The sequence below is a fragment of the Thioalkalicoccus limnaeus genome (assembly GCF_041197575.1).
Taxonomy (GTDB): domain Bacteria; phylum Pseudomonadota; class Gammaproteobacteria; order Chromatiales; family Chromatiaceae; genus Thioalkalicoccus; species Thioalkalicoccus limnaeus.
The window spans coordinates 1-15,349 of record NZ_JBDKXB010000045.1; the positions used below are offsets into that span (position 1 = coordinate 1).

The window sequence follows — 15,349 nt, forward strand, 5'->3', positions numbered from 1 at the left end:
CCTGCCTGACCGGCGCTTTCCTCGGTGCGGCCCTCGGGACCCGGGCGATCCCGGCGGACTGGCTGGCGACCCTCCCGCAGCGCGACACGATCCAGGGTCTGGCGGATCGGCTTCTGGCGCTGGCCCTGCCGGGGCGGCACGGCTAGCCCGCAGCGCCCGGCGAGGTCTGCCCATTCCGGCTGGCATGAGGCGGCGCGAGGGGCCGGCCGGTCCCGGCCGTTCGTGGCGAGGGGACTCACCCGTAGAGTGGCAGAAGAATGGGTACGAGGATGACGCTGGCGATCATCGCGATCAGACTGAAGGGTACGCCCATCCGCAGGAAATCTGCGAACCGGAAGTTGCCCGGACCGACCACCAGGGTGTTGACCGGCGATGAGACTGGGGTCATGAAGGCGGTGGAGGCCGCCAGCGCGACGATCATCGCGAACGGATAGGGCGAAGCCCCGACGCAACCCGATGACAGTCAGACCCGCCTCGTCGGCAACCCGCACATCCAGGACGGTGCGCCCGAACAGACGGGACTCGGCTGGAACGATCGCCTCGATCATCCCGAGGTCCTGGGTCCGATCGGTGAGGTAGCGGTGTGTCGCACCGAGCGGCAGGATCCGGACCCCGTATTCCTCGGCCAGCCGCTCCGCCTCGATCGCGTCGGTCCGGATGTCCAAGAGCAGCACGTCGTGCGCCTCGAGCATGGTGGCTGGGGTCGACTTCACGAACACGCGTCGGCGATCGCGGCCGATGGCCCTGGTGTCTGGCCGGAGTATCCGGAGATAGGCAAGATGGCGTCAACCAGAAATCTTGCACACACCAGAAATCTTGCCGTTCCACAGGTCGCCGACACCTCCCTGACATCTCCCAACCACCGGGGCCAGGGTTCCGAGACCCGGTGGGCCTTGCAGCCCTCCCGCAAGGGCTGCGCCGGCCAGCCAAGACCGGCCTTGACCGGCACAGTTCGTCAAACGCCCCGCCCGGGGCGAGCCAGCGGTGCTCGCTCTGAGACACCGATGAAATCCAGGTGGCGATCTGTTATACCCTGCTGATGAGGCCGCCACCGTCCCGACCTGGCCTGATGAAGCATGATCAGCACACGGGGGAAGTCGCTGGATGAGGGGTCGCGCGAATCGAAAATACGGCCGGGGTGCGGTGATTCGATGCCAGCACGACGATTGAAGTCGATCGCGTGGCGCCTGGCAGTCGGCCTCTGCGTCGGCTTGGCCCTTGCTGGTTGCGAGTCGCTGAAGACGCGGCCACCCGAAGCGGCGGCAGAGCGCATCCACACAGCGCTCAGGGTCCTCGAATCGCCACGCGCGGGCCCCCAAGAAAGGGCCGAGGCCGTCGCCGACTATCAACGAATCGTCACCGCCGTCCTGCCCGACTTGCAAGCCAACGGCGAGAATCCGAGCTTCTCTTGGGCGCCAGCCGCGACGCCAGATTGGCTTGGACGGGACGACGTTGCGGCCCTGACCCCGGTCCGACGCCCCAGCGAAACCGTGCCCGGTCTGCACCGCGCTGGGCTCGGCGTGCCCACCGTCGGAACCGTCGACACTGGCGACAGACACGCACCGCCGACGGGCTATCGTGTACCGGTGACCCTCCTGGCCTTACCGGAGCCGTCCGACGACGAGCACCTTCAGATGCGGCTGGCCGATCCGCGGCGCATCGAATCCGTGCCCGGCATGTCGGCCCGGCTCCCGGTGGCCATGGATCTGGAGGCCCCGATCGATGCGACGCGGGCGACCGGTCCCGGCTTCGGGGCGGGCCTGCGCTATCTGCTGCGGGTGAATCGCTTCGGCGGCCAATCGCGAATCGTCTTCCTGCAGCCCTTCGATCCGACCAAGACCCCCGTTGTCCTGGTGCATGGCCTGATGACCACGCCTCGGATGTGGGAGCCCGTGGTCAAGGCCCTGCTCGCGGATCCGGAGATTCATCGACGGTATCAGTTCTGGTTCTTCTATTACCCGACCGGCCAACCCGTGCCCCTGTCCGCGCTGCAACTTCGCGAGGCGCTGGATACGGCCGTTGCCGAACATCGCCCGGCCAAGCCGCTGATCCTCGTCGGCTACAGCATGGGTGGCGTGCTATCGCGCGCGCTGGTGTCGCGCGTGGGACCCGACGACGCCGAGCGCATCGTCGCCGACGTCACCCAGTTGCCCGAGTCCAGCCTGACGCGCCGCGCGCTGATCTTCGAGCCGCGAACCGACGTGGATCGGGTCGTGTTCCTGTTCACGCCGCACCGGGGCAGCCGTCTGGCCGCCAGCGGTCTGGGCCGTTTTGGCGTTCGGCTGATCCGGCTCCCGGAATGGCTCAGATGGGAGTTGGCGGAGGCCGTGGATCCGAATCATCAGGGCCATCAGGGGCACCTGCCCACCAGCATCCATGGTCTCTCGCCTCGCTCACGGTTCCTGGAGGCGTTGGACCAAACGACACCGGCGATCCCCGTGCATTCGGTCTTCGGCAATCGCGGGCGGAGCGACCCGACGACCTGCTCGGATGGCGTGGTCTCGTGCGCGAGCGCGCACTTGGCCTGGGCTGATTCGGAACTGGTGGTCCCGACGGGCCATGGCGGGTTCGCCCATCCCGACACCCTGCAGGAGCTCCGGCGCATCCTGTTGCTTGGCACAGCGGACGACGCACCGGTTCGCCTGTCCGATCACCTTTCAAATCGCCGTTGACCCGCGACACTCGGCGCTCGTACTCTTGGATGCGGCGCCCGGCCGAATCCGGCCCTTGACGCCCGGGCTTCGCAATAGGCGATAGAGGGGATGGCATGACCCAATCCTTGTTCCGGTACTCGAGGGTGATCGAGATCGTTGGTGACATCCTGAAGATTCAGGTTTCGCCACCGGCAGGTGATCAGGGGCCGCGGATCGCCTTCGGCGACCTGGCCCTGGTCGAGGATCCGAGCGGTTTCAAATCGCTGGCCCGTGCGATCAAGATCGAGCGCGAACTGGTTTCGTTGCAGGTCTTTTCCGGCACCAAGGGTCTCTCGACACGCGCGGCCGTCCGGTTCTTCGGCCATCCGATGCGGGCCACCTATTCCGCGAACGTCCTCGGCCGCGTGTTTCGTGGTGACGGCCAGCCGTTCGACTCGGGGCCGGACCTCTCCGAGGACCCCAAGATCGAGATCGATGGCCCGTCGGCCAACCCGGCCCGGCGCGTCCTCGCGTCGAAGATGGTCCGCACCGACGTGCCGATGATCGACATCTTCAACTCCCTGGCCGAGAGCCAGAAGGTTCCGATCTTCTCCGTCGCCGGCGAACCCTACAACGCCTTGTTGGCCCGCATCGGTATCCAAGCCGATGCCGATATCGTGGTGTTCGGCGGGCTGGGGCTGATCTTCGACGACTACCACTTCTTCTTGCGGCGCTTCGAGGATGCCGGCGTCTTCGCCCGGACCCTGATGTTCGTCAATCTCGCGTCGGACCCGGTCGTCGAACGACTGCTGGTTCCGGACATGGCGCTCGCCGTCGCCGAGCGTTTCGCGGTCGACGAAGGCAAACGCGTCCTCGTGCTCCTGACCGACATGACGGCCTATGCCGATGCGATGAAAGAAGTCGGGATTGCGATGGAGTCCGTCCCGTCCAATCGCGGCTACATGGGCGACCTCTATTCGCAACTGGCGCGACGATACGAAAAGGCCGCCGACTTCAAGGACGGCGGGTCGCTGACGATCCTGACCGTGACCACGATGCCGGGCGGCGATGTCACGCACCCGGTCCCGGACAACACCGGCTATATCACCGAAGGGCAGTTCTACCTCCACGACGGCATGCTCGATCCGTTCGGATCCCTGTCGCGGCTCAAGCAGCACCTGATCGGCAAGGTCACGCGCGAAGACCACGGTCAGATCATGAACACCATGATTCGTTTCTATTCCGGTGCCCGCGATGCCGAGCAGAAACAGGCGATGGCCTTCGATCTGTCCGAGTTCGATCATCGGCTGATCCGGTTCGGGCGCCTGTTCCGCGAGCGTTTCATGGACATCGACGTCAGTCTGCCGCTCGAAAAGGGCCTCGATCTCTGCTGGCAGACCCTGGCCGAGTGCTTCGAGCGCGAGGAGTTGATGATGCGCGACAACCTGATCGACAAGTACCTGCCGTCGCTCGACGAACAAGAGACGGATCCGGCCACGGCCTGACGTCGAAAACGGGAAACGGACGGTCACATGTCACGTATCGGTCTCAGTAAATCGTCGCTGGCGAAGCAGAATCGTGACCTGCAAACCTACGAACGCTATCTGCCGGCGCTCGATCTGAAGCGCAAGCAGATCATGGCCGAACGAGCCAAGGAGCAGATTGCCGAGCAACAGACGCAGCGCGAGATCGCCGCGTTGCATGAACGGGTGCGCGAGACGCTGCCGATGCTCGCGAATCGCGAGATCGAGCTCGATGGGCTGATCAGGGTCGAGCGGATTCGCCTTGGCGAGGAGAACCTGTTGGGGACCCGTCTCCCCGTGCTCGAAGGGCTGGATCTCGTCCGAGGCGATTATGGCTACCTGAGCAAGCCTCACTGGGTCGACACCCTGGTCGACATCCTCGCCGAGATGCTGACGCTCGAGGCACGGCTCGCCCTGCACCAACGCCGGACCGACCTGCTCGAGGAGGCCGTGCGCAAGGTCACGCAGCGGGTCAACCTGTTCGACAAGGTATTGATCCCGAAGGCACGCGCGAACATCAAGCGGATTCGTGTCCATCTGTCGGACGCCGAGCGCGCGGCGATCGTACGTTCCAAGCTGGCGAAGGGCAAACGCGCGAAGGGAGGGGTGGCGTGAGCATCCAACAGCTGAACCGTGTGACCCTGGCTGGATTGGCCGGCGAAAAGGGCCTCGTCCTGGAACGGCTTCAGGACCTCGGCTGCCTGCATTTGATTCCGCTTCGGCCGGCACCGCGGGAACCGGAGAAGGAGCCGGCCGAACATGCGATCGAGGCGCTGCAGGCCCTGCGTCACCTGCGCGATGCGCGCGAGAGGCGCCGCCAGATCCGCGACGCCGAAGGCTTCGATCTTCCAGGGACGATCCGCGCCGTACTGGACAACCAGCAACGGCAACGCGACGTCGGCGACCGGATCGACGCACTGCGGGTGCGCATCGCTGAGCTCGCGCCCTGGGGCGAGTTCGATCTGCCGCCCGAGGCCGATCTCGCCGGACAGCGACTCTGGTTCTACATGATTCCGCGGCGGCAGATGGACCAGCTGACCAGGCTCGAACTGCCGTGGCAGGTCGTCCATCGCGATCACCGGCACGCCTGGGTGGTGGTGATCCACCCGGAGGAGCCACCGCGCGATGCCCTACCGGTCGCGCGCGCCAAGACCGGCGCCCTCAGCCTCTCCGAGCTCCACCGCCGACTAGAGGCCGCCGAGCTCGAGCTCGAAGACGCCCAGGCGGAGCATTACGCGCTCACCCGGTGGATCGACCTGATCGCCAGTCACCTGGCCGAGGCCGAAGACCAGGCGCAACAGCGGCATGCGCAGTCCCAGACGCGGGACGAAGAGGCCCTGTTCCTGGTCCAGGGTTGGGCACCCGACGACGCACTGGAGTCGATCCAGGCACTCGCCGACGATCGGGCGCTGGCCCTCGTGATCGAGCCGCCCGCTCCGGGCGATGCGCCGCCCACGCTGCTCGACAATCCAGCGCCCCTCGCCGCTGGCCAGGATCTGGTCGCCTTCTACCAGATGCCGGCCTACGACTCCTGGGACCCCTCGCGGGTCCTGTTCTTCTCGTTCGCGGCCTTCTTCGCGATGATATTGGGCGATGCCGGCTATGCCGCCCTCCTGGGCCTGCTGTTGGCCCTCTACTGGACCAAGCTCGGTCGTGGCGCACTCGGTCAGCGGCTGCGTCTGCTGGCCGCGACCCTGGTCGGGACCTCGCTGGTCTGGGGCGTGCTGGTGGGCGGCTATTTCGGCGTCTCGCCGGAACCCGACAGCCTGCTGGGGCGACTCCACCTGTTGGACATCAACGACTTCGAGACCATGATGCGCCTGTCGGTCGGCATCGGTGTCGCCCATCTGATCCTTGCCAACCTCGAGATGGCCGGTGTCCGGCCGGGTCGCGCGGCAGGACGGGTCGCGCTCGGCTGGATCGCCGTACTGATCGGGGCCTACGGCTTCTGGCTCGCGAGCGGTTTCGATGCGGCCCCCTGGCTCACCACGGGCACGGCGGGATTGGCGGTCGTCGGATTGATTGCAATCCTCCTTCTCGGCAGCGATCGTCCGCTGAACGGCCTCGGATCCCTGGCCTGGCGCCTGCTCGATGGTCTCCAGAATCTGGCCCGGGTCGCGCAGGCCTTCGGTGACGTCCTCTCCTACCTCCGGCTCTTCGCCCTGGGCCTCGCGTCGGCCTCGCTGGCCATCACCTTCAACGGGCTGGCGCGCGACGTCAGCAGCGAGTTGCCAGGGCTCGGGCTGTTGCTGGCGATCCTGATCTTCCTCGTCGGTCATGCCCTCAACCTGCTGCTCGCCATCATCAGCGGCGTCGTCCATGGCCTGCGTCTCAACTTCATCGAGTTCTACAACTGGGCACTGGCCGGCGAGGGCTACCCCTTCAAACCCTTCAGACGGACGGAGTTGCGCAAATGAACGAGTTCGTGGTTGCGCTGGGCTGGGCCGGGCTCTTCGCGCCGATGGCCCTGGGGGCGATCGGCAGCGTCATCGGCTGTGCCATAGCCGGACAGGCGGCCATCGGGGCCATGGTCGACACCGAATCCGGGTACGGACGCTATATCGGCGTCTCGGTCATGCCCTCGTCGAACGTGATCTACGGGATCGTCATCATGTTCAGCCTGCAACGCGAGGTGACCCCGGAGTCCGCCCCCGGCCTCTTCGGCATCGGCATCCTGGCCGGATTGGCGCTGCTCCTGTCGGCCATGCGCCAAGGCGAGGTCTGCGCCTCGGCGATCCATGCCAGCAAGACCAAACCCGAGATCTTCGGTCTCTCGCTGGCCCCGGCCGCGATCGTCGAGGGCTTTGCCGTCTTCGCCTTCGTCTTTGCGCTGGTCCTGGCTGGCGGCATCCCGGGTTGATCCCAACACCAGCAAGAGGCACACGCCCATGACCCTCGAACGAACGGATACACCGAAAGGTCAGGCCTCGTCCGGCATCGAAACCTTGATCGGGCGATTGCGTGACGAGGGGGTCCAGGCTGGCCGCGCCGAGGCGCAGCGGATCGAGACCGAGGCACGGCGCGAGGCGGCGCGGATCGTCCGCGAGGCCGAGGCCCAGGCCCAGGCCATCCGCGAGGCCGCTCAACGAGAGACCGAGGCCCTGCGCAAAGGGGGCGAAGAGGCCCTGCGGATCGCGATGCGCGACACCCTGCTGCGCCTGAAGGCCGAGCTCTCGGACCGTTTCGGTGACGAGGTTCGGCGCCTGATCGCGGCCAAGATGGAACAGGAAGACTTTCTCGAACGCTTGATCCTCGAGGTCGCGGCGCGGGCGCGCGCCGAGAGCGGGATCGACCGCGGCCAAGCCATCGAGGTCCAGTTACCCAAGGCCTTGGTGAGCCCGGAGGAATTGCGCCGCAATCCACTGGAATTGCGCGAGGGCTCGCTGTCTCATTTCGTGTTGTCGCTCGCCGGCAACATCCTGACCGACGGCGTGACCTTCGGCGTGGCCCCCGACGGCGGGCGGGGAATTCGCCTCGCCCTGGTCGGCCAGGACATCCATATCGATCTGACCGACGAGACGATCGCCGCGACCTTGCTTGCGCACCTGCAACCGCGTTTTCGGGCGATCCTCGCCGGTATGGTGAAGTAGAACCACGAGGCAACCGTGGCCAACGCGAATCGCTATGCGATGCTTCTGAGCTCGCTGCCCTATCACGGCCGACTGTTCGGGGCCACGCAGACCCCCTTGTCGCGGATCCGTTTGGATCAGCGTCTGGCGCAATTGGCCCCGGCCGATGCCGAATGCCTGCGCCACGTGCGCCGGCTCGCCGAGTGGGCGCAGCAGGATGTCGAGGACAGCGACGCCCAAGTGGTCGCCCGGATCGAGCGCTCACTGGGTCACATCGGCCATGCCGGCGTGCGCGACCTGGTGATCCGGCGGCTCGAACTGCGCACCCTGGTGGCCGCCTTGCGCCGTCGCCACCGGGGCGAACCGGCGCCACGCGACCGGCACTGGGGTTACGGCCGCTGGGTCGGCTGGATCGGCCGCCACTGGAATGAGCCCGAGTTCGGCCTGGCGCGGGCCTTCTCCTGGTTGCCGGAGGCGAAACGCCTGTTGGAACGTGGCGCCTCGGCCGACCTGGAACGCCTGTTGGCGAGCGTCGCCTGGAACCAGTTGGAGCAGGCGAGCGATGGCCACCACTTCGATTTCGCGGCGGTCGCCATCTATGCGCTGCGCTGGGACATGATCGCGAGCTGGACCAGCTACGATGGCGAGGGAGCCATCGAGCGCTTCGACGAACTGATCGCGGCGGCCAGTCGCCCGATGCCGATCGGCGATCTGGGACCTTTTTGAGACACCGGTGTCCGGCCAGGCCCGGCTGCGGCCGAGGACTGCGCCTGGTCGCGCATTCGCCTGCACCTGCCGGGCCGGTCAGAGAAGACCAAAGCCATTCGGGCGTGACCGGGTGGCTTTTCCTCATCACAGGAGCGCGACCATGCCCCACGACACCCCGATCTCCGCGCCGACTCACGAGCCCGCCGATCGGCCCGCCCAGATCGTTGCGGTCCAGGAAAGCCTGGTGACGATCGAGGCCGGACGCGAGGGAGGAATGCCTCGCCCGCTGATCAAGAACGAGGTGGTCTTCATCCTGCCACGGCGCATCCCGGCCGATGGACGACAGGAACGACTCAAGGCCGAAGTCCTGCGAGTCCGCGGCCATACGGCCGACGCCCAGGTCTTCGAAGACACCAAAGGGATCTCGGTCGGCGACCCGGTCGAGCAAAGCGGCGAGATGCTGTCGGTCCTCCTCGGACCTGGATTGCTCGGGCAGGTCTACGATGGCTTGCAGACTCCGCTCGACCGGATTGCGATGCAACACGGCGTGTTCCTGCCGCGCGGCGTCGACGTCGCTCCACTGGATACGCAACGCAAATGGTCGTTCGTGCCGAGCGTCCAGCAAGGGGCGAGGCTGCGCGCCGGTGGCCTGCTCGGGACCCTGGCCGAGGGGCGCTTCAAGCACAAGATCACGATACCCTATGACCAGGCCGGCGAGATCGAGGTCACCTGGATCCAGGAAGGCAGCGTCACGCTCGATACGCCGGTCGCACGGATTCGCGATGCCGAGGGTCGTGAGCGCTCGCTTGATCTCAGCCAACGCTGGCCGGTGCGGCGTCCGCTGACCGAACAGATGCTGCGCGAACGGACCATCGAGCGACTCTACCCGAACGAGCCCTTGACGACGACGATCCGCATCGTCGACACCTTCTTCCCGATTGCGCGCGGCGGCACGGCCTGCATACCCGGCCCCTTCGGCGCCGGTAAGACCATCCTGCTGCATCAGTTGGCGATGCATTCGGCGGTGGACATCGTGATCATCGTCGCGTGCGGCGAACGCGCCGGCGAGGTGGTCGAGACGATCCAGGAGTTTCCGAAGTTGACGGACCCGCGCACCGGCAGCTCCCTGATGGATCGCACCATCATCGTCTGCAACACCTCGTCGATGCCGGTCGCCGCGCGCGAGGCATCGATCTACACCGGCGTCACCATTGGTGAGTATTATCGCCAGATGGGCTACCAGGTCCTCCTGCTCGCGGACTCGACGTCGCGATGGGCGCAGGCGATGCGCGAGACCTCCGGCCGATTGGAAGAAATCCCCGGCGAGGAGGCCTTCCCGGCCTATCTGGAATCGGCGATCCGAAGCGTCTACGAACGGGCCGGAACCATCCGCAGCGGCGATGGAAGCGTCGGCAGCCTGACCCTGATCGGCAGCGTCTCGCCGGCTGGCGGCAACTTCGAGGAACCCGTGACCCAAGCCACGCTCGGGACCGTCAAGAGCTTCCTGGGCCTATCCTACGATCGTGCCTACAAACGCTTCTATCCGGCGATCGACCCGCTGATCTCCTGGTCACGCTATCTGGAGCAGCTCGCCCCCTGGTATGCCGCCCACCTGGAACCGACCTGGACCGAGCGGGTTACCGCGATGCGCGAGCTCCTGGTACGCGGCGACGGCGTGCAGCAGATGATGCAGGTGACCGGCGAGGAAGGCATCACCACCGATGACTATGTGGTCTGGCTCGAGGCCACCTTTCTCGACATGGTCTTCCTGCAGCAGGACGCCTTCGACGAGGTCGATGCCTCGGTTCCGATGGAACGCCAACGTTTTACCTTCGATCTGGTCTGGACACTGATCGGGGCGGAACGGTCCTTTCCCGACAAGACCGCGGCCCGGCAGTACTTCAACAAACTCACCGGGCTCTTCAAGAACTTCAACTATGCCGCGCCGGACTCCCCGGATTACCGGCGCCTGCTCGAGGAGATCGACAGCCTGTCCGGCCGTTCGGAGTGAGCAGGCACCAAGGGCGTCGCGGCCGCCGGTGCCGCAGCGGCCTGCCCCGACCGACAAAACCCAGCCCGATCCCAGCAACCCGCTCGAACGACGATCGCCCGAGCCAGGTCGACCAGCCGATCAACCTTGATACTGGATTCGACCGCCCTCGAACACATCCTCTCAACCCTGTGTGGGAGCCAACCACATGACCTATTGCGTAGGACTCTATCTGAACGACGGCCTGGTCATGGCCTCCGATTCCCGGACCAATGCGGGGGTCGATTACATCTCATCGTATAGCAAGCTCCATCTCTTCCAACCGGCGCCGGATCGCTACTTCATCCTGCTCGCGGCCGGCAACCTGGCGACGACCCAGGAGGTCCTGAACCGTATCCGCCGCGACCTGGATCAGGCGGTCGACCCCAAGCCGAGCCCCTTTCAGCTGGTCCCCGGACCCACGCTCCTGAACGTCAACTACCTGTTCGAGGCCGCCACCTACGTCGGCCAGTTGGTCGTCGCGGTCCAGAACGAGCACGGCCCCGCGCTGCGCCAGGCCGGGGCCGCCCCAGAGGCGAGCTTCATCCTCGGCGGACAGATCGCCGGCCAACCCCATGGCCTCTTCCTGATCTATCCGCAGGGCAACGCGATCGCGGCCACGCCCGAAACCCCCTGCCTGCAGATCGGCGAGAGCAAGTACGGCAAACCGGCACTCGATCATATCGCCCACCCCGGTCTGTCGCTCGCCGACGGCGCGCGCCTGTGCCTCGTCTCGCTCGTTGGAACGGCCCGCTCCAACCTGACCGTCGGCCCGCCGTTCGAAGTGGCGCTCTGCCCGCGCGACCAACTGGCACCAGCGCAGCGCCTGCGACTCGACGAGGACTCGCCAGAGCTCGCCGTGATCCGGCAGAGCTGGAACGAGAGCCTGCGTCAGGCCTTCTACGCCCTCCCCCACTTTTCCTGGGAACAGGGCGCGCAACCGCCGGTCGCTCCAGCCGCGATCGGACCCTCGTGACGGATCCAGCACGACCGGAACGCGTGCAGGTCGGGTCGATGCCGCATCCCCCGGCCGGCGCGCCGTCACGGCAACCGAGGTGTCTCAACGATGACGATCCCATCGCCTTGCGTCTCGACCGGTCATTTGCCGGACCCGGGACTGGTGCAGCAGCTGGTGGCCGAGGCGCACGCACGCTTCGCTCCCGTCACCGATGGCCAAAATGCCAGTTACATCCCGGCCCTCGCATCGGTTCCAAGCGACCTCTTCGGGATCTGCGTCGCGGGAACCGGCGGCGGTCTGCATGCGGTCGGCGACGCCGCTCATGAATTCTCGATCCAGAGCATCTCGAAGCCCTTCGTCTTCGCCTTGGTCTGCCAGGCGATCGGCGAGGACGAGGCGCGCCGCCGACTCGGCGTGAACAGCACCGGTTACCCGTTCAACTCGGTCATCGCCGCTGAGCGCTCGCGGGACGGACTGAGCAACCCGATGGTCAACGCCGGGGCCATCGCGACCACGAGCCTGGCCCCCGGGGCCAGTGCCGAGGTCAAATGGCAGTTCGTTCGCGATGGCCTGTCGCGGTTCGCGGGCCGCCCGTTGCGCCTCGACGAGGAGGTCTACCGATCCGAATCATCCGCCAACCAACGCAACACCGGCATCGCCAACCTGTTGCAGAGTCATGAACGGATCTACTTCGACCCGATCCAGGCGACCGACATCTACACGCGGCAATGCGCCCTCGGCGTCACGACCCGGGATCTCGCGATCATGGCCGCGACGCTGGCCAACGGCGGGGTCAATCCGGTCACCGGCGAGACCGTCGTCGACGCGATCCACTGTCAGCACGTGCTGGCCGTCATGGTCACCGCCGGGCTCTACGAGCACTCCGGCGACTGGCTCTACGACACCGGGCTGCCCGGCAAGAGCGGGGTCAGTGGCGGGATGATCTGCGTCGCACCGGGCAAGGGGGGGCTGGCGACCTTCGCCCCGCCGCTCGACGCAGCCGGAAACAGCGTCAAGGGGCAACTGACGGCCCGATTCCTGTCCCACGCCCTGGGCCTCAATCTGTTCGCCTCGCTCCCAGCCTGCCCAGCCGGACCATCCACAGCGCCTTTGTGACCCGCTTTCAGACAGCACGGCTTTCAATGACAACCCGAGCCTCGCATCGAAGCTCGACGAGGCCATCGAACAAGCCTATCGGCTGGCCGTGATCGAAACCGAACGCGAAACGGGCCTGCCGGAAACCACATTTCCCGTCAACTGTCCGTTTGCGTTTTCGCAGATGATGGATGATGCCTTCTGGCCGGATGGCGATTGACCGCGACAGGGAATGCGACGATGCGAGCGCTGACGCCGAAGACAGCGTGAACACACGGTCGGCGCATCCTGGCACTCTCTGGCAGCCAAGGGGTGAAGCCTCGCTAGGACGATCCGTCCAGCCGACTAGCCCATCTCCACCTTGCCTGACCCAGCGATCTCGGTGACGAACGGGGAGGGGTGGGCGGCGCTGATGACGAGGTAGTCCTCGGGACGGGTGAGGCCCACGTACATCAACTTGCGCTCATCCTGCTCAGTGGTATCACCGAACTGCTTGGGCAACAGGTCGGCCCACATCAGGATCACCGCCTTGTATTGCAGCCCCTTGGCGGAATGGATGGTCTGGATCTTGATCGCCGGCTCGGCGATGCGGCGGCGCTGCGAAGGGTCGCGGTTGATCCAGACGGCCGGGGCGAGTTGCTCCAGCCCCTGCACCAACCGTTCGATGAGATATTTTTCATGCTTTGCGGCATAGGGATAGAAGATGGCGATCTGGCGAGGCGCAAGCGGCTCGATCGGTTGGCCGAACCACTGGCCATCGAGCAGACCTTTGACCACCCCCATCACCCGCTCCTGTTCCTCCAGGCGCGAGGACGCTTGCAGCAGGCGCGGGCGGTGGCCGCCGAGGCGACGGCATCTGGCCGGATCGACCTGCAGGGCGATCAGGCTTTCTTCGCCCTCCTCATCGGCGGTGCGGCTGGCGAAGGCAGCCGCGAGGTCCACGATCTCCTTCGAGTTTCGGTAATTGATGTGCAGGTCGAAGTGCTTGGAGATGGTGCGCCCGCGGGCGTTGATCCCGAGCTGTCGCCAGATGATCTTCTTGTCGCCGTAGAGCCCTTGGCTGCCGTCGCCGACGATGATCAGATCACCGTCGTCGGGGTCGTCGATCGCCTCCAGCAGGCACTTGAACCAACTGATCTCGAAATCCTGCGCCTCGTCGACCAGGATGCTATTGAAGAAACGGCTGTGCGGCGCGCCCGATTCGAGCGCGGCCAACAGGCGATGGCCGAGCGATTGGTTGTCCTCTCCCGAGCGTCGCGCCACGCCGTTGGCCTTAGCCCAGCCGTCGAAGTGCAGCACGGTGACGTTCGGGCAGTCCCTCGATGCGTGCTGCAAGTAGGTTGCGAGCGAGACGTTGTAACAGAGGAAGAGGACACGTCGGTCCGGCTGTTGGCCAGCAATCATTCGCGCCTTGGCTATCAGCAGCACCGTTTTGCCGGAACCGGCTACGCCGTAGATGATGCGGTGACCGCCGCCGATGCTGCGGGCGTTACTCTCCTGGCGCGCGTCCAGGACCTTCAGATCGACCACCGACTCGTCGTCGGCCCGAATGTCCTTTTCCTCGGCTAGTTGCTCGGTCGGGGCACGAATCACCACCTCCGGGTGGATCGCCGCCCGCAGCACGTCGATCTGCTCCTCGCGCAGCGGCTCGATGGTCCAAAAGGGGTCGAAGAAGGCCTTCAGCTCGGCCTCGAGCTCAGCGCCTGCGAGCGGCTTCTCCTCCCAGCTCAACAACCGATCCCGCGTCACCACCTTGCTGGCCGAAAAGAGTGCCGTCATGTCGCCTCCGGCCGTGCGGGTAAGCTGCTCGGCGGCGATGTTGGCAAGCACGGCGAAATGGCCGAACGGAAACGCAAACCGGTTCTGGTGTGGGCCAGGACCATTGAGCAGGCGCTGACCGCCCGGCAGCTTACGCAGCCGATCCATCAGGTCGTACATGTACTCGCGGGCCTGGCGCACCGGGTGGCGCTGCTCGATCGGACCGCGCACATCCTTGATCGTCACGGACTCCTGATTGCCGCCGAGCAGATCGTTCGGTCGCCACCCTTTGACCTCGATGATCAGCACACCCAGGTCGGGGCAAAGCACGATGAAATCGGGGTAGCGGTTCTCGATGATCGGTTCGTAATAGACCAGACACTGGTCCGGGAGGCCTTGCAGAATCGCAAACAGGCGCTTTTCGCCCTGAGAGGCACGGCTCGGACAACGGTCGGGGATCATGATGGCCATGAGCTTGTCCTTGTCGGCGAATCGGCATTGGGTCAGGCCGGAATAGGATAGCCGGCCTTGGCGCGGGCGTGCATCGCGCGATTGGCCATGCTAGCGGGTCGCTCGGGTAGTGTAAGGGAGATGGCTGAGCCTTGCGCCGATCGACCTGTTCTTCAGCGCACCACTGGCCCGGCAACCAGGATCGGGCCACAAGGACTGATCAGGACGACAATCCACTCAGAGAAGCTAGCCGTGCTCAGATGCGTATACCTTCCGGGCTCCGCGTTCGATCCTCTCAGTTAAGTGTTTGCCTCCACCGCGAGCGCCAAGCGATCCCAGCCGAGGACGCGCACACCTTGCCGCCCCTGCTCGCCTTGCCCGCCGTAGATCAGGGTGGGCTGGTGAGCCAGATCGCCGGCCAGTGTGGTCCAGCGTTCCAGGCCGGTAAAGAAGTCCCGGTTGAGCGTCTGCCCCGACTTGATCTCGACCGGCATCAAGCCCCGGCCCGTCTCGATGAGAAGATCGATTTCGTGACCATTGCTGTCGCGCCAGAAAAAGAACCAAGGCGGCTCGCCGACGTTCAAGAAGCCCTTGCGCAGTTCGCTGATGACGAAGGTCTCGAAGAT

General features: G+C 65.7%; 15 protein-coding genes. 12 read left to right on the plus strand and 3 right to left on the minus strand.

What is annotated here, in order from left to right:
- The first annotated feature begins 5 nt into the window (after nucleotides 1-5).
- Entirely contained in the window at nucleotides 6-146 is a 141-nt protein-coding gene (locus ABC977_RS18360) for an ADP-ribosylglycohydrolase family protein (protein ID WP_501040251.1), read from the plus strand.
- An 89-nt stretch (nucleotides 147-235) separates the two neighbouring features.
- Here the strand turns inward: ABC977_RS18360 and ABC977_RS17295 are convergent, their stop codons facing one another.
- The gene (locus ABC977_RS17295; RefSeq protein WP_369668538.1) at nucleotides 236-463 is read right to left on the minus strand and encodes an anion permease; all 228 of its coding nucleotides are present in this window, start codon (nucleotides 461-463) and stop codon (nucleotides 236-238) included.
- A 688-nt stretch (nucleotides 464-1,151) separates the two neighbouring features.
- Between ABC977_RS17295 and ABC977_RS17300 the strand changes: the two genes are divergently transcribed.
- From ABC977_RS17300 to ABC977_RS17350, 11 genes are all read left to right on the plus strand, one after another.
- Nucleotides 1,152-2,672 carry an esterase/lipase family protein gene (locus ABC977_RS17300; protein WP_369668526.1) on the plus strand — a complete coding sequence of 507 codons (1,521 nt, stop codon included), beginning with the start codon at nucleotides 1,152-1,154 and terminating at the stop codon, nucleotides 2,670-2,672.
- Nucleotides 2,673-2,767: 95 nt separating this feature from the next.
- Entirely contained in the window at nucleotides 2,768-4,138 is a 1,371-nt protein-coding gene (locus ABC977_RS17305; RefSeq protein WP_369668527.1) for a V-type ATP synthase subunit B, read from the plus strand.
- Between the two features lie 27 nt (nucleotides 4,139-4,165).
- Nucleotides 4,166-4,771, plus strand: coding sequence for a V-type ATP synthase subunit D (locus ABC977_RS17310; protein ID WP_369668528.1), 606 nt, complete (start codon nucleotides 4,166-4,168; stop codon nucleotides 4,769-4,771).
- Nucleotides 4,768-6,573 carry a V-type ATP synthase subunit I gene (locus tag ABC977_RS17315; protein ID WP_369668529.1) on the plus strand — a complete coding sequence of 602 codons (1,806 nt, stop codon included), beginning with the start codon at nucleotides 4,768-4,770 and terminating at the stop codon, nucleotides 6,571-6,573. Before ABC977_RS17310 ends, ABC977_RS17315 begins: the two co-directional genes overlap by 4 nt.
- A complete protein-coding gene (locus tag ABC977_RS17320; protein WP_369668530.1) occupies nucleotides 6,570-7,016 on the plus strand; it encodes an ATP synthase subunit C in 447 nt (148 codons plus the stop codon). The genes ABC977_RS17315 and ABC977_RS17320 overlap by 4 nt, the downstream gene beginning before the upstream one ends.
- Nucleotides 7,017-7,044: 28 nt before the next feature.
- Complete coding sequence (locus ABC977_RS17325; protein ID WP_369668531.1) at nucleotides 7,045-7,746, plus strand: hypothetical protein; 702 nt, start codon at nucleotides 7,045-7,047, stop codon at nucleotides 7,744-7,746.
- 15 nt (nucleotides 7,747-7,761) lie between these two features.
- Complete coding sequence (locus ABC977_RS17330; RefSeq protein ID WP_369668532.1) at nucleotides 7,762-8,451, plus strand: DUF2764 family protein; 690 nt, start codon at nucleotides 7,762-7,764, stop codon at nucleotides 8,449-8,451.
- Between the two features lie 142 nt (nucleotides 8,452-8,593).
- The gene (locus ABC977_RS17335; protein WP_369668533.1) at nucleotides 8,594-10,444 is read left to right on the plus strand and encodes a V-type ATP synthase subunit A; all 1,851 of its coding nucleotides are present in this window, start codon (nucleotides 8,594-8,596) and stop codon (nucleotides 10,442-10,444) included.
- 187 nt (nucleotides 10,445-10,631) lie between these two features.
- Complete coding sequence (locus tag ABC977_RS17340; protein ID WP_369668534.1) at nucleotides 10,632-11,438, plus strand: proteasome-type protease; 807 nt, start codon at nucleotides 10,632-10,634, stop codon at nucleotides 11,436-11,438.
- A 90-nt stretch (nucleotides 11,439-11,528) separates the two neighbouring features.
- A complete protein-coding gene (gene glsA / locus ABC977_RS17345) occupies nucleotides 11,529-12,536 on the plus strand; it encodes a glutaminase A (protein ID WP_369668535.1) in 1,008 nt (335 codons plus the stop codon).
- Nucleotides 12,481-12,735, plus strand: coding sequence for a DUF29 family protein (locus tag ABC977_RS17350; protein ID WP_369668539.1), 255 nt, complete (start codon nucleotides 12,481-12,483; stop codon nucleotides 12,733-12,735). The genes glsA and ABC977_RS17350 overlap by 56 nt, the downstream gene beginning before the upstream one ends.
- 125 nt (nucleotides 12,736-12,860) lie before the next feature.
- Here the strand turns inward: ABC977_RS17350 and ABC977_RS17355 are convergent, their stop codons facing one another.
- Together ABC977_RS17355 and ABC977_RS17360 are read right to left on the minus strand one after the other, a co-directional pair.
- On the minus strand, nucleotides 12,861-14,744 hold the full coding sequence (locus ABC977_RS17355) for a nuclease-related domain-containing DEAD/DEAH box helicase (protein WP_369668536.1): 1,884 nt from the start codon (nucleotides 14,742-14,744) through the stop codon (nucleotides 12,861-12,863).
- Between the two features lie 278 nt (nucleotides 14,745-15,022).
- Nucleotides 15,023-15,349: DUF4143 domain-containing protein (locus ABC977_RS17360; protein WP_369668537.1), on the minus strand; the 327-nt coding region annotated here is incomplete at its 5' end.

Excerpts from the sequence above, each read along its gene's own strand:
- ABC977_RS17300 (WP_369668526.1), top strand. The coding sequence starts at position 1,152 with ATGCCAGCACGACGATTGAAGTCGATCGCGTGGCGCCTGGCAGTCGGC.
- ABC977_RS17305 (WP_369668527.1), top strand. The coding sequence starts at position 2,768 with ATGACCCAATCCTTGTTCCGGTACTCGAGGGTGATCGAGATCGTTGGT.
- ABC977_RS17310 (WP_369668528.1), top strand. The coding sequence starts at position 4,166 with ATGTCACGTATCGGTCTCAGTAAATCGTCGCTGGCGAAGCAGAATCGT.
- ABC977_RS17320 (WP_369668530.1), top strand. The coding sequence starts at position 6,570 with ATGAACGAGTTCGTGGTTGCGCTGGGCTGGGCCGGGCTCTTCGCGCCG.
- ABC977_RS17325 (WP_369668531.1), top strand. The coding sequence starts at position 7,045 with ATGACCCTCGAACGAACGGATACACCGAAAGGTCAGGCCTCGTCCGGC.
- ABC977_RS17335 (WP_369668533.1), top strand. The coding sequence starts at position 8,594 with ATGCCCCACGACACCCCGATCTCCGCGCCGACTCACGAGCCCGCCGAT.
- ABC977_RS17340 (WP_369668534.1), top strand. The coding sequence starts at position 10,632 with ATGACCTATTGCGTAGGACTCTATCTGAACGACGGCCTGGTCATGGCC.
- glsA (WP_369668535.1), top strand. The coding sequence starts at position 11,529 with ATGACGATCCCATCGCCTTGCGTCTCGACCGGTCATTTGCCGGACCCG.
- ABC977_RS17355 (WP_369668536.1), bottom strand. The coding sequence starts at position 14,744 with ATGGCCATCATGATCCCCGACCGTTGTCCGAGCCGTGCCTCTCAGGGC.